This is a genomic window from Pseudomonas sp. HR96, from assembly GCF_034059295.1.
Classification (GTDB): domain Bacteria; phylum Pseudomonadota; class Gammaproteobacteria; order Pseudomonadales; family Pseudomonadaceae; genus Aquipseudomonas.
This window is the reverse complement of the sequence record NZ_CP139141.1, coordinates 87996-113603: the sequence shown is the minus strand read 5'-3', so window position 1 is coordinate 113603 and position 25608 is coordinate 87996. Positions and strand designations below refer to the sequence as shown.

Annotated in this window: 28 protein-coding genes; 16 read left to right on the top strand and 12 right to left on the bottom strand. The window is 63.9% G+C overall.

The features are described 5' to 3' along the window. Positions 1–135: 135 nt before the first annotated feature. Together hemF and aroE are read left to right on the top strand one after the other, a co-directional pair. The gene (gene hemF / locus SFA35_RS00540) at positions 136–1050 is read left to right on the top strand and encodes an oxygen-dependent coproporphyrinogen oxidase (protein ID WP_320574056.1); all 915 of its coding nucleotides are present in this window, start codon (positions 136–138) and stop codon (positions 1048–1050) included. Between the two features lie 41 nt (positions 1051–1091). Beyond that, positions 1092–1913, top strand: a complete 822-nt coding sequence (gene aroE / locus SFA35_RS00535; protein WP_320574055.1) for a shikimate dehydrogenase — start codon at positions 1092–1094, stop codon at positions 1911–1913. On the opposite strand, the gene SFA35_RS00530 is transcribed toward aroE, so the two are convergent. The 3 genes from SFA35_RS00530 to betC all read right to left on the bottom strand — a co-directional run bounded on the left by SFA35_RS00530 (position 1910) and on the right by betC (position 6065). Further along, the gene (locus tag SFA35_RS00530) at positions 1910–3478 is read right to left on the bottom strand and encodes a SulP family inorganic anion transporter (RefSeq protein ID WP_320574054.1); all 1569 of its coding nucleotides are present in this window, start codon (positions 3476–3478) and stop codon (positions 1910–1912) included. The genes aroE and SFA35_RS00530 overlap by 4 nt on opposite strands. A gap of 93 nt (positions 3479–3571) precedes the next feature. Next, entirely contained in the window at positions 3572–4453 is an 882-nt protein-coding gene (gene choX / locus SFA35_RS00525; RefSeq protein ID WP_414058571.1) for a choline ABC transporter substrate-binding protein, read from the bottom strand. Between the two features lie 73 nt (positions 4454–4526). Further along, entirely contained in the window at positions 4527–6065 is a 1539-nt protein-coding gene (betC, locus tag SFA35_RS00520; RefSeq protein ID WP_320574049.1) for a choline-sulfatase, read from the bottom strand. 114 nt (positions 6066–6179) lie between these two features. Here betC and SFA35_RS00515 point away from each other — a divergent pair, with 114 nt between their 5' ends. Continuing rightward, a complete protein-coding gene (locus SFA35_RS00515) occupies positions 6180–7094 on the top strand; it encodes a choline sulfate utilization transcriptional regulator (RefSeq protein WP_320574047.1) in 915 nt (304 codons plus the stop codon). A 31-nt stretch (positions 7095–7125) separates the two neighbouring features. Next, positions 7126–7455: a DOPA 4,5-dioxygenase family protein gene (locus SFA35_RS00510; protein ID WP_320574045.1), complete on the top strand. Its 330-nt coding sequence runs from the start codon at positions 7126–7128 to the stop codon at positions 7453–7455. 53 nt (positions 7456–7508) lie between these two features. Here SFA35_RS00510 and SFA35_RS00505 read toward each other — a convergent pair whose 3' ends face one another. From SFA35_RS00505 to trpB, 3 genes are all read right to left on the bottom strand, one after another. Beyond that, positions 7509–7982 (bottom strand): anti-virulence regulator CigR family protein, encoded by a 474-nt coding sequence (locus SFA35_RS00505; RefSeq protein ID WP_320574042.1) that lies wholly within the window; start codon positions 7980–7982, stop codon positions 7509–7511. Between the two features lie 116 nt (positions 7983–8098). Next, positions 8099–8917, bottom strand: coding sequence for a tryptophan synthase subunit alpha (gene trpA / locus SFA35_RS00500; RefSeq protein ID WP_320574040.1), 819 nt, complete (start codon positions 8915–8917; stop codon positions 8099–8101). Beyond that, positions 8914–10143, bottom strand: a complete 1230-nt coding sequence (gene trpB, locus SFA35_RS00495; protein ID WP_320574039.1) for a tryptophan synthase subunit beta — start codon at positions 10141–10143, stop codon at positions 8914–8916. Before trpB ends, trpA begins: the two co-directional genes overlap by 4 nt. 134 nt (positions 10144–10277) lie before the next feature. Here trpB and SFA35_RS00490 point away from each other — a divergent pair, with 134 nt between their 5' ends. After that, positions 10278–11174: a LysR family transcriptional regulator gene (locus SFA35_RS00490; RefSeq protein ID WP_320574037.1), complete on the top strand. Its 897-nt coding sequence runs from the start codon at positions 10278–10280 to the stop codon at positions 11172–11174. A 25-nt stretch (positions 11175–11199) separates the two neighbouring features. Here the strand turns inward: SFA35_RS00490 and SFA35_RS00485 are convergent, their stop codons facing one another. After that, complete coding sequence (locus SFA35_RS00485) at positions 11200–11523, bottom strand: DUF883 family protein (RefSeq protein ID WP_320574035.1); 324 nt, start codon at positions 11521–11523, stop codon at positions 11200–11202. A 166-nt stretch (positions 11524–11689) separates the two neighbouring features. Between SFA35_RS00485 and SFA35_RS00480 the strand changes: the two genes are divergently transcribed. Both SFA35_RS00480 and SFA35_RS00475 read left to right on the top strand, forming a co-directional pair. Beyond that, complete coding sequence (locus SFA35_RS00480; protein WP_320574033.1) at positions 11690–11905, top strand: dodecin; 216 nt, start codon at positions 11690–11692, stop codon at positions 11903–11905. A 139-nt stretch (positions 11906–12044) separates the two neighbouring features. Beyond that, positions 12045–12269: a DUF1161 domain-containing protein gene (locus SFA35_RS00475; RefSeq protein WP_320574030.1), complete on the top strand. Its 225-nt coding sequence runs from the start codon at positions 12045–12047 to the stop codon at positions 12267–12269. Positions 12270–12329: 60 nt separating this feature from the next. On the opposite strand, the gene SFA35_RS00470 is transcribed toward SFA35_RS00475, so the two are convergent. Then, complete coding sequence (locus SFA35_RS00470; protein ID WP_320574028.1) at positions 12330–13334, bottom strand: LLM class flavin-dependent oxidoreductase; 1005 nt, start codon at positions 13332–13334, stop codon at positions 12330–12332. A gap of 233 nt (positions 13335–13567) precedes the next feature. On the opposite strand from SFA35_RS00470, the gene SFA35_RS00465 reads away from it, so the two are divergent. Together SFA35_RS00465 and SFA35_RS00460 are read left to right on the top strand one after the other, a co-directional pair. Beyond that, positions 13568–13999, top strand: a complete 432-nt coding sequence (locus SFA35_RS00465; RefSeq protein WP_320574025.1) for an OsmC family protein — start codon at positions 13568–13570, stop codon at positions 13997–13999. 52 nt (positions 14000–14051) lie between these two features. Further along, the gene (locus SFA35_RS00460) at positions 14052–14285 is read left to right on the top strand and encodes a DUF1161 domain-containing protein (protein WP_320574023.1); all 234 of its coding nucleotides are present in this window, start codon (positions 14052–14054) and stop codon (positions 14283–14285) included. Here SFA35_RS00460 and SFA35_RS00455 read toward each other — a convergent pair. Next, positions 14282–14710, bottom strand: a complete 429-nt coding sequence (locus SFA35_RS00455; protein WP_320574019.1) for a hypothetical protein — start codon at positions 14708–14710, stop codon at positions 14282–14284. The genes SFA35_RS00460 and SFA35_RS00455 overlap by 4 nt on opposite strands. 65 nt (positions 14711–14775) lie before the next feature. Continuing rightward, on the bottom strand, positions 14776–15195 hold the full coding sequence (locus SFA35_RS00450) for a hypothetical protein (protein ID WP_320574016.1): 420 nt from the start codon (positions 15193–15195) through the stop codon (positions 14776–14778). Between the two features lie 29 nt (positions 15196–15224). Here SFA35_RS00450 and SFA35_RS00445 point away from each other — a divergent pair, with 29 nt between their 5' ends. Next, complete coding sequence (locus tag SFA35_RS00445) at positions 15225–16304, top strand: aminopeptidase (protein ID WP_320574013.1); 1080 nt, start codon at positions 15225–15227, stop codon at positions 16302–16304. A gap of 51 nt (positions 16305–16355) precedes the next feature. Here SFA35_RS00445 and SFA35_RS00440 read toward each other — a convergent pair whose 3' ends face one another. Further along, positions 16356–17009 (bottom strand): HAD family hydrolase, encoded by a 654-nt coding sequence (locus tag SFA35_RS00440; RefSeq protein WP_320574012.1) that lies wholly within the window; start codon positions 17007–17009, stop codon positions 16356–16358. A 3-nt stretch (positions 17010–17012) separates the two neighbouring features. Beyond that, positions 17013–17564: a gamma carbonic anhydrase family protein gene (locus SFA35_RS00435; protein WP_320574009.1), complete on the bottom strand. Its 552-nt coding sequence runs from the start codon at positions 17562–17564 to the stop codon at positions 17013–17015. Between the two features lie 90 nt (positions 17565–17654). Here SFA35_RS00435 and prlC point away from each other — a divergent pair, with 90 nt between their 5' ends. The 6 genes from prlC to SFA35_RS00405 all read left to right on the top strand — a co-directional run bounded on the left by prlC (position 17655) and on the right by SFA35_RS00405 (position 25562). Then, positions 17655–19706 carry an oligopeptidase A gene (prlC, locus tag SFA35_RS00430; RefSeq protein WP_320574007.1) on the top strand — a complete coding sequence of 684 codons (2052 nt, stop codon included), beginning with the start codon at positions 17655–17657 and terminating at the stop codon, positions 19704–19706. After that, positions 19703–19978 carry a YheV family putative zinc ribbon protein gene (locus SFA35_RS00425; RefSeq protein ID WP_320574005.1) on the top strand — a complete coding sequence of 92 codons (276 nt, stop codon included), beginning with the start codon at positions 19703–19705 and terminating at the stop codon, positions 19976–19978. Before prlC ends, SFA35_RS00425 begins: the two co-directional genes overlap by 4 nt. Positions 19979–20092: 114 nt before the next feature. Then, positions 20093–22099 (top strand): M3 family metallopeptidase, encoded by a 2007-nt coding sequence (locus SFA35_RS00420; RefSeq protein WP_320573999.1) that lies wholly within the window; start codon positions 20093–20095, stop codon positions 22097–22099. Between the two features lie 70 nt (positions 22100–22169). Next, positions 22170–23228, top strand: a complete 1059-nt coding sequence (locus SFA35_RS00415; protein ID WP_320573997.1) for a PA0069 family radical SAM protein — start codon at positions 22170–22172, stop codon at positions 23226–23228. 104 nt (positions 23229–23332) lie between these two features. Continuing rightward, positions 23333–24580 carry an alpha-xenorhabdolysin family binary toxin subunit A gene (locus tag SFA35_RS00410; RefSeq protein ID WP_320573995.1) on the top strand — a complete coding sequence of 416 codons (1248 nt, stop codon included), beginning with the start codon at positions 23333–23335 and terminating at the stop codon, positions 24578–24580. 10 nt (positions 24581–24590) lie between these two features. Beyond that, positions 24591–25562, top strand: a complete 972-nt coding sequence (locus SFA35_RS00405) for a hypothetical protein (RefSeq protein ID WP_320573993.1) — start codon at positions 24591–24593, stop codon at positions 25560–25562. Positions 25563–25608 lie beyond the last annotated feature (46 nt).

The following is a 25608-nucleotide window of genomic DNA, read 5'->3' as shown; positions in this document are numbered from 1 at the left end:
GCTTGCCCTGCGTCAACTGTGGCGCTGCCTCAACTGTGGATAGGGGGCGCCGGGTGCTATGCTGTGCGCCGAATTTGCCGCCGGGCCGGTGCCGCCGCCCCGAGCGAGCGTGACCGCCGTGACGAAGGTGACCCCATGAGTACCCGCACCGAGGCTGTGAAGGCCTATCTGCTCGACCTGCAAGAACGTATCTGCCAGGCGCTGGAAAGCGAGGACGGCGGTGCGCGTTTCGTCGAAGACGCCTGGACTCGTCCGGCCGGTGGCGGTGGGCGCACGCGGGTGATCGAGAACGGCCAGGTCATCGAAAAAGGCGGGGTGAACTTCTCCCATGTGTTCGGCAGCGGCTTGCCGCCCTCGGCCAGCGCGCACCGACCGGAACTGGCCGGGCGAGGCTTCGAGGCGCTGGGAGTGTCGCTGGTGATTCACCCGCACAACCCGCATGTGCCCACGTCCCATGCCAACGTGCGCTTCTTCATCGCTGAAAAGGAGGGTGAAGAGGCCGTGTGGTGGTTTGGCGGCGGCTTCGACCTGACCCCGTACTACGGCAACGAAGAAGACTGCGTGCACTGGCACCGCGTGGCCGAACGCGCCTGCGCGCCGTTCGGCGCCGAGGTCTATCCGCGCTACAAGGCCTGGTGCGATCGCTACTTCCACCTCAAGCACCGTGGCGAGCCGCGCGGTATCGGCGGGCTGTTCTTCGACGACCTCAACGAGTGGGACTTCGACACCAGCTTCGCCTTCATGCGCGCCATCGGCGACGCCTACATCGACGCCTACCTGCCCATCGTGCAACGGCGCAAGGCCCTGCCCTGGACACCGGCGCAACGGGAGTTCCAGGAATTTCGCCGCGGCCGCTACGTGGAGTTCAACCTGGTCTACGACCGCGGCACCCTGTTCGGCCTGCAATCGGGCGGGCGCACCGAGTCGATCCTCATGTCGCTGCCGCCGCAGGTGCGCTGGGGCTACGACTGGCAACCGGTGGCCGGCAGCGAAGAGGCACGGTTGACCGAGTACTATCTGCAGGATCGCGACTGGTTGGGGTTGGTCTGACCCCCGATCACAACAGAGACTCACCACTGGAACCGCCTTCAATGGACAGCTACGTCGTATTCGGCAACCCCATCGGCCACAGCAAGTCGCCGGTCATCCACCGCCTGTTCGCCGAGCAGACCGGCGAGCAGCTGAGCTACACCACCCTGCTCGCGCCGCTGGAAGACTTCGACAACTGCGCCCTGGGCTTCTTCACCAGCGGCCTGGGCGCCAACGTCACCGTACCGTTCAAGGAAGAGGCCTATCGTCTCGCCGACCGGCTGACCGAGCGCGCCCAGCGCGCCGGCGCGGTCAACCTGTTGAGCAAGCTCGATGACGGCACCCTGCTGGGCGACAACAGCGACGGCGAAGGCCTGGTGCGCGACCTGACCGTCAACTACGGCCTGCAGCTGGCCGGCCAGCGCATCCTCCTGCTGGGCGCCGGCGGCGCTGTGCGCGGCGTGCTCGAACCATTGCTGGAACAAGGCCCGGCGGCGCTGGTGATCGCCAACCGCACCCTCGACAAGGCGGAGCTGCTGGCCCAGGCCTTCGCCGAGCTGGGGCCGGTGACCGCAGCCGGCTTCGAGGAACTGACCGAGCCCTTCGATCTGATCATCAACGCCACCTCGGCGAGCCTGGCCGGCGACCTGCCACCGATTGCCGCCAGCCTGATCAAGCCGGGCGTGACCCATTGCTACGACATGATGTACGGCAAGGAGCCGACCCCGTTCATGCGCTGGGCCAGCGAGCATGGCGCGGCGGCCGCCCTGGACGGCTTCGGCATGCTGGTGGAGCAGGCGGCGGTGGCGTTCGAGTTCTGGCGCGGCGTGCGCCCCGACACCGCGCCGGTGCTCAAGGCGCTGCGTGAACAACTGGCCCGCTAGGGCGTGAAGCGCACGGGGCAGTGTTCGGCCCCCTCCAGCTTGCGCAGCTCCTCGATCACCTGCGGCCGAGCGTGCTGCAGCGTCAGGCTGCCGCCCAGGGCCCGCAGGCGCCGCGCCTCCTGATGCAGCATCTCGACCCCTGAGTAGTCGATGAAGTTGATCTGCTGCGCCTCCACCACCACTTCGCAGCCGGGCAGTTGTTGCAGGCGCAGCTGCAGGTAATGGCTGGCGCCGAAGAAAATCGAGCCGCCGACCCGCATCACCTGCGCCTCGCCGTCGCGCCAGGTCTGCACCCGGGGTTGCGAGGTGCGCTTGAGGTAGAAGAACAGCGACACCAGGACGCCGGCGTAGATCGCCGTCTGCAACTCCAGCAGCAAGGTCGCCAGGCACGTCAGGGCCATGACCACGAACTCGGAGCGGCTGACGCGCAGCAACGCGGCGATGCCACGCCGGTCCACCAGACCCCAGCTGATCAGCAGGATGCTGCCGGCCATCACCGGCAGCGGCACCTGGGCGATCAGCCCGGCCCCGCACAGGGCGAACAGGGCCACCCACAGCGCCGAGAAGATGCCGGCCAGCGGCGAGCAGGCCCCGGCCTCGTAGCTGAGCCCGGAGCGGGTGAAGGACCCTGCCGACAAGGAGCCCGAGAAGAACGCCCCAACGATATTGGACAGGCCCTGGCCGCGCACTTCCTGGTTGGCGTCGAGCATCTGCTGCGAGCGCGCAGACAGCGAGCGGGCGATCGACAGGCTGGTGACCAGCCCGAGCATGCCCACTGCCACCGCGCTGGGCAGCAGCCGCAGCACCAAATCCAGATCCAGAGGCAGCGGGCTCAACGGTGGCAGGCGGCCGACGAAGGGATGCACCCGCGGCACCTGGCCGAACAGCCCCGGCAGTGCCCAGGCCACGACGCTGACCGTGACCAGGCTGAGCAGCAAGGTCGGCCAGCGCGGCACCAGCGCCTTCAACGCCAGGCCCAGCAGGAGGGTGGCCAGGCCCAGCGCCAGCGACGGCAGATCGCTCCTGGGAAGTTGCCCGAGCAGCAAGCCGAGGCTTTTCAAGGCAGTGGCCTGGCTTGGCAGGTCCAGGCCGAGGACGTTCGGCAGCTGGCCGATGGCGATCACCACTGCGGCTCCGAGGGTGAAGCCGAGCACCACGGAATGGGAAACGAAATTGACCAGCGCGCCGAAGCGCAGCATCCCCAGCACCCACTGGAAGATGCCGCACAGAAAGGTCAACAGCAGGATCAGGCTCACATAGTCCGCGCTGCCCGGCACCGCGAGCGGGCTGACGCTGGCGTACAGGACGATGGAGATGGCCGCCGTCGGGCCGCAGATCAGGTGCCAGGACGAGCCGAACAGGCAGGCGATCAGCACCGGCACGATGGCCGCGTACAGGCCGTATTCGGCAGGCAGGCCGGCGATCAGGGCGTAGGCGATGGACTGCGGCAGGGCGAGGATCGCGCCGCTGAGGCCGACCAGCAGGTCGCGCGACACGCTGGCGCGGGTCTGGCGCGGTAGCCAGGCGAGGAAGGGGAACAGTTGTTGGCGGGTTGGCCTGGGCATGCAGCGCTCGGTGGGCTTTTTCCATTGAAACCGGCCTGCGGCCTCCTGGGCACTCTGCCCCGCTGAGGCCGCCGGCCGGCTTGATCGCGATACTTACAACTTGGCCTTCACCGCCCCCAGCGCATCCTTGCCGTCCAGGGTCTTGACGCCATCGAGCCACTTGTCCAGCACGGCCGGGTTGGCTTTCAGCCAGGCCTTGGCGGCGTCGGCATTGGTGACCTTCCTGTTGGCCACCTCGGCCATGATGCCGTTCTCCATGTCCTGGGTGAAGCTGAGGTTGGTCAGCAGTCTGGTCACGTTCGGGCAGGTCTGGGCGTAGTCCTTGCGGGCCAGGGTGTAGACGCTGCCGGTGTCACCGAAATACGCTTCGCCACCCTTGAGGTAGTTCATCTTGAACTGCACGTTCATCGGGTGCGGGGTCCAGCCGAGGAAGACCACGAACTGATCCTTCTTCACCGCGCGGGCGACCTCCGAAAGCATTGCCTGCTCGCTCGATTCCACCAGCTTCCACTGGCCGAGGTCGAACTCGTTCTTCTTGATGATCTCGCTGATCGACTGGTTGGCCGGCGCGCCGGCGCCGATGCCGTAGATCTTCTTGCCGAACTTGTCGGCGAACTTGTTGAGGTCGGCGAAGTTGTGCACCCCGGCGTCGTACACGTACTTGGGCACGGCCAGGGTGAACTCGGTGCCATCGAGGTTCTTCGCCACTTGCACCACGTCGCCAGTGGCGACGAACTTGTCATGGAAGCCATGTTGCGCCGGCATCCAGTTGCCGAGGAAGACATCCACCTGGCCGTCCTTGAGGCCGCCGTAGGCGATGGGCACCGCCAGGGTGCTGACCTTGGGCGTGTAGCCCATGCCGTCGAGCACGAAACCGGTCAGGGCATTGGTCGCGGCAATGTCGCTCCAGCCCGGATCGGCCATTTTAACCGTGCTGCAGCTGGCGTCGTCGGCGACGGCCGCAACGCTGGCCATGGTGATTGCAGCGGCGACCAATGCGATCGATATCTTCATCAAATCTTCCCCCTGGTTTTTCCAGTTCAGTTTGCTAGTTATTGGCAGGGTGCGGATAACGGGCCTTGCGCTCCAGATCGTCGAGGTCGATGTGGTTACGCATGTACTGCTGACTGGCGTCCACCAGCGGCTGGTGGTCCCAGCTCTTCAGCTTACCGCAGGTCAGCGCTTCGAAAACCAGACGCCGACGGCGCTGGCTGGCGAGCACTTGTTCGCGGATGTGCGCGACGTCCCACTTGGCCCGGGCCTCGGCCAGGAACGCCGAGAAAACCTCGCCATGCTCCGCGCACTGGCTCAGCTCGCGGCGCTCCAGCGGGTCGCTGAGCACATCGAACAGCAGGCAAGGATCGTCCTCGCTGTAGATGAATTTCCATGGGCCGCGACGAATCATCATCAGCGGCCCCACCGTGCCTTCGGCCATGTATTCGCCGAACACTTCGTCATGGCCGCCCTGCCCTTGCAGGTGACCGAGCAGGGAACGGCCATCGAGCGGCAGGTGTGCCTCGACGCTGCCGCCGGCCAGCTCGACCAGGGTCGGCAGCAGGTCGGCGGTGGACACCGAGGCGCTGACTCGGCCAGGGGCGAACTGCCCCGGTGCGCAGATCAGCAACGGCACCCTCGCCGACATCTCGAACCAGTGCATCTTGTACCACAGGCCCCGCTCGCCGAGCATGTCACCGTGGTCGCCGGAGAAGACCACGATGGTGTCATCGGCCAGGCCGCAGTCTTCGAGGGTCTGCAGGAGCTTGCCGACGTTGCTGTCAATGTAGCTGCAGGCGCCGAAATAGGCACGGCGGGCGTCGCGGATCTTCTGCTCGGGCAGCGGCTTGTCCCACAGGTCGTAGACCTTGAGCAGGCGCTGCGAATGCGGGTCCTGCTCGGCCTCGGCCGGCACGTCGCGCGGCAACGGGATGTCCTCGTCGCGATACAGGTCCCAGAACGGCCGCGGAATGGTGTAGGGGTCGTGGGGGTGAGTCATCGACACCGTCAGGCAGAACGGCTGGTCGCCGTCCTCGCGAATGTGATCGAACAGATACTGCTGGGCTTTGAACACCACCTCTTCGTCGAAATCCAGCTGGTTGGTGCGCACGCACGGACCGGCCTGCAGCACCGACGACATGTTGTGGTACCAGCTGGGGCGCACGTGCGGCTCATCCCAGTTGACCGCCCAACCGTAGTCGGCCGGGTAGATGTCGCTGGTCAGGCGCTCTTCGTAGCCGTGCAGCTGATCGGGGCCGCAGAAGTGCATCTTGCCCGACAGCGCCGTGCGATAACCCAGGCGGCGCAGGTAATGGGCGTAGGTCGGCACGTCCGCAGGAAAGTCCGCGGCGTTGTCGTAGGCGCCGATGCGGCTGGGCAGTTGGCCGCTGACCAGGGTGAAGCGCGAAGGCGCGCAGAGGGGGCTGTTGCAGTAGGCGGATTCGAAGACCACGCCGGTGGCGGCCAGGCGGCTGAGGTTGGGTAGCTTGAGCGGCGACGCCGCCTGGGTCGGTGAAGCGCTCGGTGCGTGGAAAGGCAGCATGGGCGCGGCCATCTGATCGGCCATGATGAAGAGAATATTCTTGCGCTTCATGTAATCGCGGCATTCCATAGTGAAAATTTATGCGACATTGCTCAGGTCGAGAATGGAACCCATGCTGCCTGCGGTAAAGCCCATGGCCGGCAATGTCTAGGATTAGCGCTGCTTATGTATGAAAGCCTCGGTCAGTTGTCCCTGGACCTGCTGCGCGCGTTCGAAGCCGCAGCCCGACTGCGCAGCTTCACCGCCGCAGCCAATGAATTGGGCACCACCCAGCCGGCGATCAGCCAGCAGATCAAGCGGCTCGAAGAGCAGCTGGCCACCCGCCTGTTCGACCGCATCTATCGTGGCATCGCGTTGACCGACGCCGGCGCACTGCTGCACGAAGCGGTGAGCACAGCGCTGCAGGGTATCGATCAGGGCCTCAGCGCCGTGACCGCTCACACCCGCCACGAGGTGTTGCAGGTGGCCACCGATTTCGCCTTCGCCGCCTACTGGCTGATGCCGCGCCTGCATCGCTTTCACCAGGCCTGGCCGCAGGTGGACGTCAGCCTGGTTACCAGCGAACGCAGCCACGCCATGCTGCGGCCGGATATCGACGTAGCTGTGCTGTTCGGCGATGGGCGCTTCAAGCAGGGCGAAAGCCATTTCCTGTTTGGCGAGGAAGTCTTCCCGGTGTGCAGCCCGCGCCTGCTGGGTCGCCCCGCGCCGCTACCGGCCAGCGCGTTGGCAAGCCTGCCGCTGTTGCACCTGCGCGGGGAAAACAGTAGCCACTGGTTCGACTGGGCAGGCCTGTTCCGCACCTTGGAGCTACCCAATGCCCCCGCCCCCGGCCAGCTGCGCTTCGACAACTACACCCTGCTGATCCAGGCCGCCATCGCCGGCCAGGGTGTGGCCATCGGCTGGCGGCACCTGGTGGACGCACTGCTGGAGCAGAACCTGCTGTGCCGGCCCATCGCCGAATCGGCCGTGTCGAGCATGGGCTATTACGTGGTGGTGCCGCAGCGCAAACGGCGCGGGGAGATGATCGAGCGGTTCCTGCGCTGGATCATGGACGAGCAGCGAGGCAGCGGCCCGTGCTAGTTTTTCTTCAGGCCTTTTCTCGAGACGGATCATGACTGACATTCACGGCTATCACGCCCACGTCTACTTCGACGCCGATACCCTGGAGCAGGCCCGCAGCCTGTGCGAGGAAGCCGCGCGCAGATTTCCCCTGCAGATGGGCCGGGTCCACGAAAGGCCGGTAGGACCGCATCCGGACTGGAGCTGCCAGCTGGCCTTCGGGCCTGATCTGCTCAATGAGGTGTTGCCATGGCTGGCGATGAATCGGCGGGGGCTGGTGGTGTTCACGCATCCGGTGACGGACGACCAGCTGGTCGATCACCGTGACTATGCGATCTGGATGGGGGCGGTGCGGCCTTTGAAGCTGTCGATCTTCGAGTAATGGTTGCCGTGAGCGGTTCTGCAGGACCGGGCTCACCCGGTCCTGCAGAGGCATCAATTCAGGACGTTATCCAGAATCTCGTACACCAGGCCGGTACCGATCGCCACCAGCACCACGTCGGTGCCTACGCGGCGCCATTCATAGCCGTCATAGCGCGGCAGTTGTTCCAGGGCGCGGCTGTCCAGGCGGCGGCCGTAGCCATGGGGCAGCGGGTGGCCACGTTCGATGTGCACGTTGGGTGGCGGCGGGTTGCCACGGGCGAACACTTCGCGATGCTGCTGGATGGTCTGGCGCACCGGGCCGAAGTCCTGCGGTGGCCGGCCGCCGCCACGGTTGGCCTGCTGGCCGCCCTGGTTGCCGTGATCGCCACCCGGGCCGCGCTGGTCGTGCTGACCGCCTTGTGGTCCCTGCTGCTGACCGCCACGCTCCTGATGTTGATCGTCCGGCCCAGGTGCGGCCTGCAGCAACGGGGTCACGCCTACCATCAGGATACCGACACCGGCGATCAGCGATTTTGGCAATTTCATCTTTGATTCCTTGGGGGATACACAACAAAAAAGGGCAACCGAAACGTGCTTTCGATTGCCCTGTTCTTGCCTGTTAGTCCCTGAATTGCCGGTCTAATTCCTTTGTATCAGGAACTTTACCCTTGCTTGACCCGGGCCTGACGTACGCCTTCGGCCAATTGGCTGCACAGGGTCAGCACATCGTCGACCGCCTGATCGTGGTGCTGCGCCTTGGCAATCTTGTCGACCAGCGCCGAACCCACCACTACCCCTTCGGCCAGGCGCGCGATGGCGGCCGCCTGCTCGGGGGTGCGGATGCCGAAGCCGACGCTGATCGGCAGGTCGGTGTGCCGACGCAGGCGCTCCAGGGCAGTGGTGACGTGTTCGGCGGTGGCCGAGCCGGCACCGGTCACTCCGGCCACCGACACGTAGTAGACGAACCCGGAGCTGCGCTCGAGCACCCGCGGCAGGCGCACGTCGTCGGTGGTCGGCGTGGTCAGGCGGATGAAGTCGATGCCGGCGGCCTGGGCCGGGCTGGCCAGCTCGGCGTCATGCTCGGGCGGCAGGTCGACGATGATCAGGCCATCGACGCCCGCCTCTTTCGCCTCGGCGACGAAGGCCTCGACGCCGAAGCGGTGGATCGGGTTGTAGTAGCCCATCAGCACGATGGGCGTGGTGCTGTTGTCGACCCGAAATTCGCGAACCATCTTCAGGGTTTTCGCCAGCGTCTGCCCGGCGTGCAGGGCGCGCAGGGTGGCGAGCTGGATGGCCACGCCATCGGCCATCGGGTCGGTGAACGGCATGCCCAGTTCGATCACATCGGCACCGGCCGCCGGCAGGCCCTTGAGGATCGCCAGCGAGGCTTCGTAGCCGGGGTCGCCGGCGGTGACGAAGGTGACCAGGGCGGCGCGGCCTTCGGCCTTGAGTTCGGCAAAGCGGGTTTCGAGGCGGCTCATGCCAGTGTCTCCGTAGGCGTTTGAAGGGCGGCCATGTGGCTCATGACGGTTTGCATGTCCTTGTCGCCGCGGCCCGACAGGCACACCACCATCAGGTGGTCGGCCGGCAGCGTTGGCGCGCGCTTGATGGCCTCGGCCAGGGCGTGGGCGGTTTCCAGCGCCGGAATGATGCCTTCCAGGCGGCAGGTGCTGTGGAACGCGGCGAGCGCTTCGTCATCGGTGATGCTGACGTATTCGACGCGTTTGACCTCGTGCAGCCAGGCGTGCTCAGGGCCGATGCCCGGGTAGTCGAGGCCGGCGGAAATCGAATGGGCGTCGGTGATCTGGCCGTCGCTGTCCTGCAGCAGGTAGGTGCGGTTGCCGTGCAGCACGCCAGGTACACCGCCGTTGAGGCTGGCGGCGTGCTTGTCGGTGGTCACGCCGTGGCCGCCGGCTTCGACGCCGATGATCTGCACGCTGGCGTCATCGAGGAACGGGTGGAACAGGCCCATGGCGTTGGAACCGCCACCGACGCAGGCCACCAGGCTGTCGGGCAGGCGCCCTTCCTTCTCCTGCAGCTGCTCGCGGGTTTCCTTGCCGATGATCGACTGGAAGTCGCGGACCATGGCCGGGTACGGGTGCGGGCCGGCCACGGTGCCGATCAGGTAGAAGGTATCGTCGACGTTGGTTACCCAGTCGCGCAGCGCTTCGTTCATGGCGTCCTTGAGGGTGCCGGTGCCGGCGGTGACTGGAACGATCTCGGCACCCAGCAGCTTCATGCGGAACACGTTGGCCTGCTGGCGCTCGATGTCGGTGGCGCCCATGTAGATCACGCACGGCAAGCCGAAACGCGCGGCGACAGTGGCAGTGGCCACGCCGTGCATGCCTGCGCCGGTCTCGGCGATCAGGCGTTTCTTGCCCATGCGCTTGGCCAGCAGCACCTGGCCGATGCAGTTGTTCACCTTGTGCGCGCCGGTGTGGTTGAGCTCTTCGCGCTTGAAGTAGATTTTCGCGCCGCCGCAGTGCTCGGTCAGGCGCTCGGCGAAGTAAAGCGGGTTGGGCCGGCCGATGTAGTCGCGCTGGAAATAGGCCAGTTGCTCAAGGAATTGCGGGTCCTGCTTGGCCGCTTCGTATTCACGGGCCAGGTCGAGCACCAGGGGCATCAGGGTTTCGGCGACATAGCGCCCGCCGAACGCGCCGAACAGGCCGTTGGCGTCGGGGCCGCTGCGAAATTGAGTCTGGGTCATGGGTCGCTCCAGGAAAAACGGTGAGGTCGGCTGCGCTCGGTGGTGCAGGCGACGATGGACCTACTCTACCCACGACAGGAGGCGATGAAAACCGATAAGATTGCGTCAACCTGTCAGGAAAACTCACAGATCCCATGAGCCACGATCTTCCCCCCCTGAACGCTTTGCGCGCCTTCGAGGCGACTGCCCGACTTAATAGTGTCAGCCAGGCGGCGGAGCAGCTGCACGTCACTCATGGGGCAGTGAGCCGACAACTCAAGTTGCTCGAAGAACACCTGGGCGTGGCCTTGTTCAGCAAGGAAGGCCGAGGCCTGAAACTCACAGATGCCGGCCAGCGTCTACGCGATGCCAGCAGTGATGCCTTCGAGCGCCTGCGCAGTGTCTGTGCCGAATTGAGCCAGGTCGGCAGCGATGCGCCCTTCGTACTCGGCTGCTCGGGCAGCTTGCTGGCACGCTGGTTCATTCCCCGCCTGGGGCGGCTCAATGCCGACTTGCCGGACTTGCGCCTGCACCTTTCCGCCGGCGAAGGCGACCTCGATCCACGGCGCCCGGGGCTCGATGCCCTGCTGGTGTTCGCCGAGCCGCCGTGGCCAGCCGACATGACCGTGCACACGCTGGCCAGCGAGCGCATCGGCCCGGTGCTCAGCCCGTTGTATGAGGGCTTCGAGCGCCTGCGCGGCCAGCCTGTGCAGGTGCTGGCCGAGGAAAAACTGCTGCACACCAGCTCCAGGCCTCAGGCGTGGCCAAGTTGGGCACGGCATAACGGCCTGGCGCCCGAGGCTTTGGCCTACGGTCAGGGGTTCGAGCATCTGTATTATCTATTGGAGGCGGCCGTGGCCGGCCTGGGGGTGGCAATTGCGCCGCAACCACTGGTCAGTGACGACCTGCGGGCAGGGCGCCTGGCCGCACCGTGGGGCTTCAGTGAAACCCCGGCGCGGTTGGCGCTCTGGGTGCCGCGACGCGCCGCAGATGGGCGCGCGGTGCAGCTGGCGCGTTGGCTCAAAGCTGAGCTGGCGCGCCAGAACAGCTGAGCGGCTTGCCAATCAAGGCAATCACTCAGTCACGCTTGCACAGCAGGTAGGCAGCCAGCAGGCCCAGGGCGCCGACGGCGACGCTGGCAGTGGTCCATGGGTGCTCCTGGGCGTAGTCGCGGGTGGCGATGCTGGTTTCGCGAGTCTTGACCTTGACGTCGTCGTAGAGGTCGCTGAGCAGGTGACGCGAGGTTTTCAGCGCGCTCTCGGCGTTGCTTTTCAGCGACTTCAGGGTTTTCAACGACTCGTCCGTCGCATCGCCCTTCAAGCTTTCCAGCGAGCGCAGAAGGCTCTCGATTTCCGATTCCATGCTTTGCAGCGAGGCTTTGCGTAGGGAATTGCTGGCCATTGGTATCTCTCCTTCGGGGTGAGTTGCGTGTGTAGGTTCGGACTGCACCGCTTGCGGAAAGTGCGATCGATGGAGGGGGAAAGCGCGGTCGTGGTGAACTTTTGCTGCAAAAAAGCCCACAGATGTAGGCGGCCAACGAGCTGCCACCACCTTAAGGAGACGTTTCATGTCCGATCATCACACCTACAAGAAGGTCGAACTGGTAGGTTCGTCGACGACCACCATCGAAGATGCGATCAATAACGCTCTGGCCGAAGCCAGCAAGACGATCAAGCATCTGGAATGGTTCGAAGTGCTGGAGACCCGCGGCCATATCGAAGGCGGCAAGGCTGCTCACTTCCAGGTCACCATCAACGTAGGCTTTCGCATCGAGAAGAGCTGATGTTGTGCGGCAGGTAACGGCCACTGGCCGTTTCGCCGCCGTTGCGATACAAGATCACTGAGGTTTGGAAAGTCCAGGCGCATGACCCGACCGCGGAGATGTGCCTTTTTTATGTTCGATCAACCAAGGAATGTGACCGATGAAAAATGTCTTGTTGGCAGTTGGGTTGTTGGCGATGGCAGGTTCCGCGATGGCGGCCGGCAAGTCCTGCGATGAATTGAAAGGAGAGATCGACGCGAAGCTCAAGGACAAGGGCGTGGCGCACTACTCGCTGCAGGCAGTGGAGAAAGGCAGCGCGTCCGACGGCAAGGTGGTCGGCACCTGCGAAGGTGGCAGCAAGGAGCTGGTGTACAAGCGCGGCTGAGTTGCGCCGGAAAAGCTCGGGGGCAAAAGCCCCCGAGAGACCGCCAGGCCGGTTCGATCTTCAACGGTTCAGAACAGTGTCCGCCAGCAGCTGATAGGAATGAATCCGGTCGGCATGTTCATACAGGTCACAGGTAAAGATCAGTTCATCTGCCTGGGTCTGCTCCATCAGCACTTCCAGCTTGGCCTTGATCTTCTCCGGACTGCCGACCATGGCCAGGCCGAGGAAGCTGGCCACCGCTTCCTTCTCGTGGGGCAGCCAGCGCCCTTCCATGCTGTCCACCGGCGGTTGCTGCATCAGGCTTTGGCCGCGCATGAGGTTCAGAATACGTTGGTACACCGTGGTCGCCAGGTAGTTGGCTTGCTCGTCGGTGTCGGCAGCGACCAATGGCACGCCGAGCATCACGTAGGGTTCGTCGAGCACCGCCGAAGGACGGAAATGGTTGCGGTACACGCGAATCGCCTCGTGCATCAGGCGTGGCGCGAAATGTGAGGCAAAGGCGTACGGCAAGCCACGCATGCCGGCCAGCTGCGCACTGAAAAGGCTGGAGCCGAGCAACCAGATCGGCACATTGGTATCGCTGCCCGGCACGGCGATGACCTTCTGTTCAGGAAAGCGCGGGCCGAGGTATTCGATCAGTTCTTCAACGTCATCCGGAAAGTCATCGGCGCTGCCCGAGCGCTCGCGGCGCAGCGCGCGCGCGGTCATCTGGTCGGAACCGGGCGCACGGCCCAGGCCCAGGTCAATGCGCCCAGGATAGAGGCTGGCCAGGGTGCCGAACTGTTCGGCGATGACCAATGGCGCATGGTTGGGCAGCATGATGCCGCCGGAGCCGACGCGGATGGTCGAAGTGCCGCCGGCCAGGTAGCCCAGCAGCACCGAAGTGGCGGAACTGGCGATGCCGTCCATGTTGTGGTGCTCGGCCACCCAGAAACGGTTGTAGCCAAAGCGCTCCAGGTGCTGGGCCAGGTCCAGGGAGTTGCGCAAGGATTGCGCCGGCCCCTTGTCGGCACGCACGGGCACCAGGTCCAGGGCGGAAATCTTGATGTCGCTCAGTCGTTTCATAAGCTTTGTCTTACCTCTGCAATCGTTATGGCGGCCCGCTACTGCGTTTGCACCGCCTCACGCCTCCCCGCGCTATAACTGTGAGTATGGGCGCGGACTCGAGTTTCAATGGCCAAGGCTGTAATGAGTCTGAACTTGGCAGCCAACCGGCCATCAGACTTGATGGCCCTTGTGCTGCATGACAAGGGTCCAACCCTCGCGCGATTTCGCGCCTGAACCTCAGGGAGAAATTCATGAAAAAGACAGCATCCGCAGTCTGGAAAGGCGACCTCAAGACCGGCCTCGGCAGCATTTCCACCGAAACCGGCGTACTCAAGGACGCCCCCTACGGCTTCAAGGCCCGCTTCGAAGACGGCCCGGGCACCAACCCTGAAGAACTGATCGGCGCTGCGCATGCCGGCTGCTTCTCCATGGCCTTCTCGATGATCCTGGGCGGCGCCAACCTCAAGGCCGACGAGATCAAGACCAAGGCCGAAGTGACCCTGGACAAGGTCGGTGAAGGTTTCGAGATCACCGCCGTGCACTTGATCATGAGCGCGAAAATCCCCGGTGCGACCCAGCAGCAGTTCGAAGAATTGTCGAACGCCGCGAAGGAAGGCTGCCCGGTTTCGAAACTGCTCAAGGGCGGTGCCAAGATCACCTTGGACGCGACCCTGCAGAGCTAATGGTCCTTGACCGCCGCCCCCTGCGGGGCGGGCCGGTCGTAGCGAGGTCAAGATGAACAGAATCCTGGTCGGCGCGTTGTGCTTTGCCCTGATGCCGACAGCTTGGGCAGCGCCCAAGAGTTGCGAAGAACTGAAGAACGAGATCGAAGCGAAGATCCAGGCGCGGGCCGTCACCTCCTACACCCTGGAAATCGTCAGCAAGGACGAAGTCCACGATCAGAACATGGTGGTTGGCACCTGCGACTACGGGCGCAAGCGAATCATCTATCAGAAGAACGACCGCTAAAGCAGGCAGTGGATGTCACTGTCCTCGGCGACCTTCTGCTTATGGCTGTCATACAGCCTCGCCATCGGCATCATCCCCAGGCTGCGCGCCTCCAGGCGGTAGCGCTCGCCGGCCTTGAAGCCCTCGTAGCGCACGGTCAGGTAGCAGATTCGCTCGGCCCCCAGGAAATCGAGGCTCCCGCCGCTGCCGGCGTAGATGTCGAAATCGAAGCGCACCAGCAGTTCGTGGGCGCCCGGGGTGACCTGGAAGTAGCGGCCATCATTCAGACGAACCTTGTCGAGGTCTTCTGCCATGATCACTTTGCCATCGGTCATGGTCAGGTCGATCCAGGCCTTGGCTGGATCGACAGGGGGGATCGGCGTCGTCACGCATCCGCTGATGGCCAGGCTGCCCATGACTACGACCAAAGCCAGCAGGTGACGCATGGGATTGCTCCAGGTGTGAGGTACGAATCAGCCTAGCCTACAGCGACGTGCGGCCTGGAGCGAGATCAAACCCGCGAACACCCCGCTGGCTGCGCCTTGCCGACCAGATTGTGCTGGTCATCGTACAGTCGTGCCCACGGCCTGAAACCGGTATTGCCCGCCTCCAGCTGATAACGCTGGCCGGCGCCGAAGTCCTTGAACACCAGATTCATCTGGCAATCGCGCCAAAGGGGTTGCGCATCGGGGCCAATATTGCTGGCGCTGACCGGGAACTGCAGGCGCACGGTCAGCTCATGGCTACCGGGCGGGACTTCGAAATAGCGATTATCCTGCCAGGCCTGTTCATCGACTTGTACCGCGTGCAATGAATTATCCTGCCTGGCATGCAAGTCGACCCAGGCCTGATTCGGGTCGGGCCTGGGCAGGCCGGCGCAGCCAGCCAGACTGGCGAGCGCCAGGCAGGTAACCATCAGTGATCCACGCATTGGCCGTTCCTTTTCCAGGAGTTATTCGAATGATTCGAGCGTGGCGCGCACGCCCCGGGGCACTCGACCGCCGAAAACAGCGGTTGGTTCCCCTGCTCGCCCTCGCGCTGCTGAGCGGTTGCTCCAGCCTGAGCTATTACAGCCAGCTGGTCGATGGCCAATGGCGCCTGCTGCATGCCCGCCGGCCGGTGGCCGAGGTGATCGCCGATCCGGCGCAATACCCGAAGCTGCGCGAGCAATTGCGCCAGTCGCAGGCCGCGAGGAAATTCGCCAGCGAGCATCTGCACCTGCCGGACAACAACAGCTATCGGCTGTACGCGGACCTGCATCGTCCCTACGTGGTATGGAACGTGTTCGTGACACCGGAGTTTTCCCTGGACCCGCAGACTCACTGCTTTCCCGTCGCCGGTTGCGTGGCCTACCGCGGTTACTACAACCAGTCCGCCGCCCGCGGCGAAGCGGCGGTGCAGAAGCTGGCGGGCATGGACGTATACATCGGCGGCGTCGAGGCCTATTCGACCCTGGGCTGGTTCGACGACCCGATCATGAACTCGATGCTGCACTGGGGCGACGAGCGCCTGGCCACCTTGATTTTCCATGAGCTGGCGCACCAGCGCTTCTACGTGAAGGACGACTCGCAATTCAACGAGTCCTACGCCAACTTCGTCGAGCAGGAAGGCACCCGGCAATGGCGCGTTGCCCGCGGGCTGCCGGCGGCGGACGGCGATTTCAGCGCCCAGCTGGACCAATTCACCCGGCTGGTACTGGCCACCCGCGAGCGCCTTGTCAGCCTGTACCGGCAGCCGTTGACGCCTGCCGCCATGCGCGCGGCGAAGGCCGCTGAATTCGAACGGCTGCGCGGCGAATATCGGCAGCTCAAGGACCAGCAATGGCATGGCCAGGGGGTGTTCGACCACTGGGTGGACACGCCGATCAACAATGCCAAGCTGCTGCCGTTCGGCCTTTACGACCTCTGGGTGCCGGCCTTCGCGGCGCTGTTCAAGCAGGTCAACGGCGACTGGGTGGCGTTCTTTGCCGAGGTAGAAAGAATCGGGCGGATGCCAGCGCAGCAAAGGCATCAGGTATTGCAGGGGTTGATGGGGAGCTGAAAGCTGGGGCGCCGTTGCCACTGCCCCGTCGACCCTGGGCGTGCAACCCGCTTACATTTCCAGCATGAACGCCGAGCGCAGCTGCTCCACCGTGTCGAAGTGCCAGGTCGGGGTCTCGGCCACCAGTTCGTTGCGGTCACCAAACCCGTAACCCACCGCTACGCAGTCCAGCCCGTTGAGCCGCGCGCCGATCAGGTCGTGCTTGCGGTCGCCGATCATCAGCGTTTCGGCCGGGTCCAGGCCCTCCTGCGCCAGCAGGTGACGAATCAGCTCGACCTTGTTGCTGCGGGTGCCGTCCAGCTCGCTGCCGTAGATCATCTTGAAATGCCGCGCGAAATCGAAATGGCGGGCGATTTCGCGGGCAAACTCCCAGGGTTTGGAGGTGGCGATATACAGGTGGCGGCCTTGCTGTTGCAGCAGGTCGAGCAGTTCGATGACGCCTTCGAACACCTCATTCTCATACAGACCGGTGACCTTGAACCGCTCGCGGTAGAAATTCACCGCCTGCCAGGCGCGCGCCTCGTCGAAGCCGTAGGCTTGCATGAAGGCCTCTAGCAGTGGCGGGCCGATGAAGTGCTCAAGCTTGACCAGGTCCGGCTCGTCGATGCCCAGCTTGCTCAACGCATACTGGATCGACCGGGTAATGCCCTCGCGCGGGTCGGTCAGCGTACCGTCGAGGTCGAAGAGAATGTTTTCATGATGCATGGCTCAATCCTGTCCCTGGTGAAAGCCTTCGGCCAGATGCTGGTCCTTGAGCTTGACGTAGTTGCCGGCAGTGTAGGTGAAAAAGCTTCGCTCCTTGTCGGTCAGGGCGCGCGCCTGCCGGACCGGGCTGCCGACATACAGAAAACCGCTTTGCAGGCGCTTGCCCGGCGGCACCAGGCTGCCGGCACCGATGATCACGTCGTCTTCCACCACCGCGCCGTCCATGACCGTGCTGCCCATGCCGACCAGGATACGGCTGCCCAGGGTGCAGCCGTGCAGCATGACTTTGTGGCCTATGGTCACGTCGTCGCCGATCAGCAACGCAAAGCCGTCCGGGTTGAACGGCCCGGCGTGGGTGATGTGCAGCACGCTGGCATCCTGCACGCTGGTGCGGGCGCCGATGCGGATGCGCTGCATGTCGCCGCGAATGACGGTGAGCGGCCACACCGAGCTGTCGGCGCCGAGCTCGACATCGCCGAGCACCACGGCCGAACGATCGACGAACACCCGTTCACCGAGGATGGGGGTGTGTTGCTGGAAGCTGCGAATTGCCACAATAGTTTTCCTCATTGGCACTGATAGCTGCGGTCAGAGTCGATTGTAATTAAGATGTCTCAGTGTTTCTCCAAGCCAAGGTGCGTAACCGTGAGCGCGAACAACCCGCTACTGCAGTCCTATGACCTGCCCCCCTTCTCGGCGATCCGTGCCGAGCACGTGCAGCCGGCTATCGAACAGATCCTTGCCGACAACCGCGCGGCCATTGCCCGCCTGCTCGAAACCCAGGGCCAGCAGCCTAGCTGGGCTGGCCTGGTGCTGGCCATGGACGAGCTCAATGACCGCCTGGGCGCTGCCTGGAGCCCGGTGAGCCACCTCAACGCGGTGTGCAACAGCGCCGAGCTGCGCAGCGCCTATGAGGCCTGCCTGCCCGCGCTGAGCGCCTATTCAACCGAGATGGGCCAGAACCGTGCGCTGTTCCAGGCGTTCGAAGCCCTGGCCGCCAGCCCTGAGGCAGCAAGCTTCGACATCGGCCAAAAGACTATTCTGGAGCATTCGCTGCGCGATTTCCGCCTGTCCGGCATTGACTTGCCTCCCGAGCAGCAGAAGCGCTATGCCGAAGTGCAGAGCAAGCTGTCGGAACTGGGCAGCCGCTTTTCCAACCAGCTGCTGGACGCCACCCAGGCCTGGACCAAGCACGTCACCGACGAAACCGCCCTGCTCGGCCTGACCGAATCGGCCAAGGCGCAGATGGCCGTGGCCGCCCAGGCCAAGGGCCTCGGTGGTTGGTTGATCACCCTGGAATTCCCCAGCTACTACGCGGTGATGACCTATGCCACCGACCGCGCGCTGCGCGAAGAAGTCTATGCCGCCTACTGCACCCGTGCCTCGGACCAGGGGCCCAATGCCGGGCAGAACGACAACGGCCCGGTGATGAACGAAATCCTCGACCTGCGCCAGGAGCTGGCGCAGCTGCTGGGCTTCGCCAACTTCGCCGAGCTCAGCCTGGCCACCAAGATGGCCGAGTCCAGCACCCAGGTGCTGACTTTCCTGCGCGACCTGGCTCAGCGCAGCAAGCCATTCGCCACCCGGGACCTGCAGCAGCTGCGCATCTATGCCGCCGAACAGGGCTGCGCCGACTTGCAGAGCTGGGACAGCGGCTTCTACGGGGAGAAACTCCGTGAGCAGCGTTACAGCGTCTCTCAGGAGGCACTGCGCGCCTACTTCCCGATCGACAAGGTGCTCGGCGGTTTGTTTGCCATCGTGCAGCGCCTGTATGGCATCGAGATCACCGAGCAGAAGGGTTTCGACAGCTGGCACCCGGATGTCCGCCTGTTCGAGATCAAGGAAAACGGCCAACACGTCGGCCGCTTCTTCTTCGACCTCTATGCCCGCGCCAACAAGCGCGGCGGCGCCTGGATGGACGGCGCCCGCGATCGTCGGCGCACGGCCGACGGCGTGCTGCAAAGCCCGGTGGCCAACCTGGTGTGCAATTTCACCCCGGCCGATGCCGGCAAGCCCGCCCTGCTCACCCACGACGAGGTCACCACCCTGTTCCACGAGTTCGGCCATGGCCTGCATCACCTGCTGACCCGAGTCGAGCACGCCGGCGTGTCGGGCATCAATGGCGTGGCCTGGGATGCCGTGGAGCTGCCAAGTCAGTTCATGGAAAACTGGTGCTGGGAGCCCGAAGGCCTGGCGCTGATCTCCGGACACTATGAAACCGGCGAGGCGCTGCCCCAGGACCTGCTGGAGAAAATGCTCGCGGCGAAGAATTTCCAGTCCGGTCTGATGATGGTGCGGCAGATCGAATTCTCCCTGTTCGATTTCGAGATGCACGCCACCCATGGCGATGGCCGTACCGCGCTGCAGGTGCTCGAAGGCGTGCGCGACGAGGTCTCGGTGATGCGCCCACCGGCCTACAACCGCTTCCCCAACAGCTTTGCGCACATCTTTGCCGGCGGCTATGCGGCGGGCTACTACAGCTACAAGTGGGCCGAAGTGCTGTCTGCCGATGCCTTCTCCAAGTTCGAGGAAGACGGCGTGCTCAATGGCGACACTGGCCGGGCCTTCCGTGAGGCGATTCTGGCGCGCGGTGGGTCCCAGGCCCCGATGGTGCTGTTCGTCGACTTCCGTGGCCGCGAGCCTTCGATTGATGCGCTGCTGCGCCACAGCGGTCTGAGTGAGGACGCGGCAGCATGAGTGGCCCCGTCGTGACCAAGAAGCGCTTCATCGCCGGGGCGGTCTGCCCAGCGTGCAGTGAGCCGGACAAGCTGATGATGTGGAGTGTGGACGACGTGCCGCACCGTCAATGCGTGGCCTGTGGTTATAGCGACACGCTCAACGCCCAGGGTCAGTCAGTGCCCAGCGAGCTGATCACGCGGGTCAACCACGCGGCGCCCCGGGTCGCCGACCCCAAGGTGCAGACGGTGCAGTTCTTCCCCAACCCGAAGTTGAAAAAGCCCACCGAGTGAGTCCCGAAACCCCGTCGCCTGACGGGGTTTCGCATTGCGCTACATGCTTATGCCGTGCGCGCCAGTTGGCACCGTGAGAATGGCCTCTTCCCCGACGCTTTCTGCGGTATCACGATGAACGACAATCCCCTGCTCCAACCTTGGGTGCTGCCACCCTATGACGCCATTCGCCCCGAACATGTGGTGCCGGCTATCACCCATGTGCTGGAAGCCAACCTGCGCCAGCTCGCCGGCTTCCTTCCCGGGCAACTCGCTCACCCCACCTTCGCCGGCCTCATGCAGCCGCTGGAAGACATGCACCAGCGCCTGCTCAACGTGGAACAAACGATCTATCGCCTGGCCAACGACGCTGACGAGGCCTTTGCCGAGCAGTATCAGCAGTGCAACGAGCGGCTGCAGTCCTATCAACTGGCCCTCAGACACAACAACAGCCTGCACGGTGCCTTGCTGCGCCTGCAGCAGGTGGCCGCTGGGGATCTCGACCCGACCCAGCGGGCAGCCCTGGAGCTGGCACTGCGCGATGCGCGTCTGGCCGGGATAGGTTTCGATGCCGCCCTGCAACGCCGTCAGCTGCAGATCGAACACCACCTTGATCTCCAGTACCGCCAATACGGCTACAACCTGACTCAAGCTCAAGGCGCCTGGACCCGGCATGTCAGCGATGCGTCCGCGCTTGCCGGGGCGTCACCGGCAATGCTGTTCACCCTGGCGGAAAATGCACGCCTGCAGGGCCGGGATGGCTGGCTGATTACACTCGAATTCCCCCAGGTACAGGCACTGCTGCAACAGCTGCACAATCGCCAGCTGCGTGAAGAGATCTATCGCGCCTGGCATTTCCAAGCCTGCACGCCACCATGGGATAACGCTCCAGTGGTCCGCGAAGTACTGCGGTTAAGGAGCGAGCTGGCGACACTTTCCGGTCATGCGCACTACGCCTCCAGGGCCATGGTCACGCGCATGTTTGACAGCCATGAAGAGGTCGAAAGCTTTTTACTGGAGCTGATTGCCCAGATTCGCCCGGTCGCCATCGAGGAGCTCGATGAACTGACCGAGCTGGCAGAATGGGTTGGCGCGCCGCCGCTGCAACCTTGGGACCTGGACTACTACCAGGAGAAGTATTGCCAGGCCCATTACGGCTTCACCGATCGCGCGTTGCGTCAATTCTTTCCCCTGACCCAAGTGCTTGAAGGTGTGCAGGCGCTTACCTTGAGATTGTTCCACGTGGAACTATTGCCACGTCCAGACGTGCCGGTCTGGCACAGCGATGTTCTGGTCTATGAGCTGATAGAGGGAGGCGAATCCCTTGGCCACCTCTACTTCGACCTCCTGGCCCGGGCCGATAAGCGACCGGGCGCCTGGATGGAAGCCTTGTGCGACCGCCACCGCTTTGCCGACGGTCGCCTGCAACTGCCGGCCGCCCTCCTCAGCTGCGAGTTGCTCGGCGGCAGCGAGCTGTACCCCACCTCCCTTGGCTTGCGCGAGCTGAAGTCGCTTTTGCATGAGTTTGGTCATGGGTTGCAGCATGTCCTTACCCGCGTGGATTATGGCAGCGTGGCCGGCGGTAAGGGCCTGGCCGAGGACGCAATCGAGTTTACCAGCACCTTGTTCGAGCAATGGGCGCTGTTGCCCGACAGCTTGGTGCTGTTCAGCGGAGCTTCGAACAGCGCTGCAGTGAGCCAAGCAGTGACGGCCGAAAGCCGCTTCAGCGCCATGGATTTTTTGCAGCAGCTGCAGCTCGCGCTGCTCGACTATCGGCTGCACGCGCGCAGCGACGCCTTCGATCCCGCCGAGCTAGCCCAGGCGGTGCTGGCACCTGTCGAGGTACTGGGTACGCCTGCCTATGTTCAGCATATCCAGCGCTTCGCGCATCTGTTTTCCAGCGACGAGTACGCCGGCGGGTATTACACCTATGTTTGGTCCCGGGTGCTGGCTGAGCATCTGTTCCAGCGCTTCAGGCGCGAGGGTGTGCTGTCGGCCGAGGCCGGCATGCAGCTGCGCGAACTGATTCTGGCGCCGGGAGGGACGCGACCGGTCGCTGACCTTATCGAATCATTCACCCGCTCCAGGCCTGACAGCCAGGCTCTGCTGCAAACTTTCGGCATCGCGACACCTGTGCGCTGACCAAGGTCACTAGGCAAACTGGGCGAGCTGCTGTACTGTATATAAATACAGCTATCAAGGGCTCGCCGTCATGTCTTCGCCACTCCCGCCACGTGGTCGCGGCACCGCCAGCAACCCGCACAATCGCTTCGTTGCCCAGCGTTCGGTGGCCGAAGACGACGGTTGGTTTCAGGAGGTGCCTTTGACCCAGGGCACCGAGGTGATCCTGGAAACGGCGAAGAGCATCATTTCCCGCAACACTTCCCCGGATATCCCCTTTGATCGCTCGATCAATCCCTACCGCGGCTGTGAACACGGCTGTATCTACTGCTTTGCCCGGCCCAGCCATGCCTATTGGGACATGTCCCCCGGCCTGGACTTCGAAACCCGACTGATCGCCAAGACCAATGCCGTCAGCCTGCTCGAGGAGCAACTGAGCAAGCGTGGCTACCAGTGCGCACCGATCAACCTCGGCGCCAACACCGACCCCTACCAGCCGATCGAGCGCGAACACAGGCTGACGCGTGGGTTGCTGGAGGTGCTGTTGCGCTATCGCCACCCGGTGACCATCGTCACCAAGGGCTCGTTGGTGCTACGTGATCTCGACCTGCTGGTGCAGCTGGCCCGGCTGCGCCTGGTCAAGGTGATGATCAGCCTGACCACCCTCGACGACGAGCTCAAGCGCATCCTCGAGCCGCGTGCGGCGGCGCCCAGGGCGCGACTGCGGGCCGTGCGAGTGCTGAGCGAGGCTGGGGTGCCGGTGGGTGTGCTGTGCTCGCCGATGATTCCCATGATCAACGACCATGAGCTCGAGCACCTGGTGGCCGAGGCCAGCGCGGCAGGAGCGCAGAGTGCCAACTACATGATGCTGCGCCTGCCGCTGGAGGTGGCGCCGCTGTTCGAGGAATGGCTGCATGCCCATTACCCTCAGCGAGCCGAGCATGTGCTCAGCCTGGTGCGCCAGAGCCGTGGTGGCCAGCTCTACGACAGCCGTTTCGGCGTGCGCATGCGCGGCGAGGGTATTTTCGCCGAGCTGCTGGCGCAGCGTTTCTCCCGCGCGTTGCGCAAGCACGACCTGCAAAAACGCGAAGGTTACAACCTTGACTGCTCGCTGTTCGCACCGCCGGGCCAACAGATGAGCCTACTGTAGCGCGGGCTTTTTCCTACACGCGCCGCAGAATCAGTCCGATGGGGGCCTCGACCCCGCCGCGCAATGATCGTCCTTCCACAAACGCACCACGGAAGGTAACGCTCATGTTGCATGGCACAATCAAGGAATTCGACCTGCTGCCCGGCCCCCCCAGCAGCGAGGACAACGCCTATTTCAGCAGCGCCCTGTTTCTGCAGGGGTCATTGGAAGGGGTCGATATCACTGAAGACGATACTCCGGGCCTGATCCTCACGGCCCAGCAGATCGTCAATTTTCGCAAATACGAACTGGCGGCGCGGGCTTTGCCGGTGACCCCTGCCAGCGTCAACGCGTACCTCGGCAAGGCCGTCAATGCAGGTCCCGGGCTGATGCCTGCGGACTTCCTGGCGACCTTCCAGATGATTCATGCGCACGCCGGCGGCTGGGCGCCCCTCAGGCGCGATATCCGCTCTACTGCAAGCGGGCTGCAGCTGTTTTCCGGGACCATGGCGACGTTCCAGGAGTCCTTGCTGGACATCCTCGACGAGGTCAATGTGCGCTTCGCCGACAATCCCTCGCGAAAGCCTGCGACCCTCAAGGCGCTCTCCGCCGAAGGGTACAACTTCAATCTGGAACGTCACCCGCAGTTGCGCATGGAAGCCTGGTCGCAAGCGCACACCCAAGGTGAGCTGACGCAGATGCTGAGGGAGCTCAAAACCAGCATCGAGGGCCAGCAGCGCACCACCCAGGACCTGCTGCGGCGGGTGACCGACTATACCGACGACTTGAACGATGACGTGCAGCCAGCGATTGCCCTCAAGAAGCAGCTGGTGGTCGACAAGATCGCCGAGCCCGGGCTGGCGGCGCTGCAAACTTCGATCGACGAGCGCGCCGAGCAGATCAAGGCCAAGGACAATGCCTATCGGGCTGCCGTCAACAGCGCGATCAAGAAAGTCGCCTGGCTCGGCCCGATTGGCGGGATCGTGGGCGGCGTAAAGGCCGACAAGCTGCGCAAGGAGCGCAACGAGCTGATGAAGGTCCAGGAGCGCGAGCTCGATCAGCTGAGTGCGGTGAAGGGCGTGCAAACCGCGCTGGTCAGCGTGATGTATCGGTTGGGGAATCTGCAAATAGTCGTCAACGACGCCAGCGTGGCGCTTGAGAACCTGCGGTTCGTATGGCAGTCCCTGGCGTTGAGCATCGACGAATCCGCCGCTGCCGCTGGCACCATCGCCGATGTCGATTCGTTGCTGACCCTCAAGCGCAAGTTCACCCGAGTCACCAAGCCGTGGCTGGATGTCAGCCAGACCAGCGCTTTGCTGCTGGCCGCTTTCGACAAGGCCGACAAGGACATCAAGAAGTACTACGACCAGTAAGGACACTGTCATGACCCATACCCCTAGCGTCACCGCACTCAACCCTTCCCTCACGCTGCCCACTGTGGATCTCGCAGCTTTGCAGGCCAGCGGCAAGCAGATCCAAGAGCTGATAATGAGAGTTCGTGCACAGGCCACTGCGCAGGGTGATCTGCGCGCTCTGGCGGACAACGCCCACGACCTCGCGCGCACCCTGACTGACTGTTTCAAGTGCTCCGACGACATGGCCAGGCTCAAGCAGGTGATCAGGAGCGCGCTGACCAGCATCCGTGAAGCTCATCAAGACGCCGTGCTACACCCCGCCGAGGCAGGCGCCGTGGAAGCTGAAATCAAGGCTGAGCAGGCCAAACTGGTCGCCGAGATCAAGGCTCAACACCTCCAGCAGCAGATTCGGCTACGGGCCGTCGGCCAACCGCTGCCCTCCCTTGACGCCCTCATCGCTGAATCAGCGACCGTACGCAACGCGTTGCAGATCACCCTTGATGACGCGCTCGCTCGCATCGCAACCATCGAGGGGCAATTGAAGATCGTCAACGATGCGTTGGAGATCCTCGCGCAGCTGGACCTCGAAGAGCTGGCAACATCAATCATCGACGACATCAAGCAAAGCATCGAGCTGATCAAGAATCCCGACAAGGCGGAAAAATTGCGCATCGCCGGTGAATTCATGAAAAAGCAGGCGGCCGCCTTGCAAGAGGCGCTGACCACCCGAGATCTGATCGATCAACAGCGGCGCCTCGACCGACAGTTGGCCTCGCTGCGTACTGAGCGCAATGATCTGCAAACCCAACTGGCCAGCCTCGCAAAACGCCTGGCTTGCCTTGAGCTGGGCGCCGAGCTGGAAACCCGGCGTGCAGCTTATGCGCTGGATTTCACCGGCCTGGTCGATCTGTTGCAACAAGTGTTGGCTAACCTGCAGATTCCCGAGCTGCCTTTGCAGCGCTTCGTGGCCGTGGCCGAGCAGGCGCGCGCCCGCCTCTAGGCAGCGCCTGTCCACTGGAAGGCCCTTCGGCGCTTGCGTCGAGGGG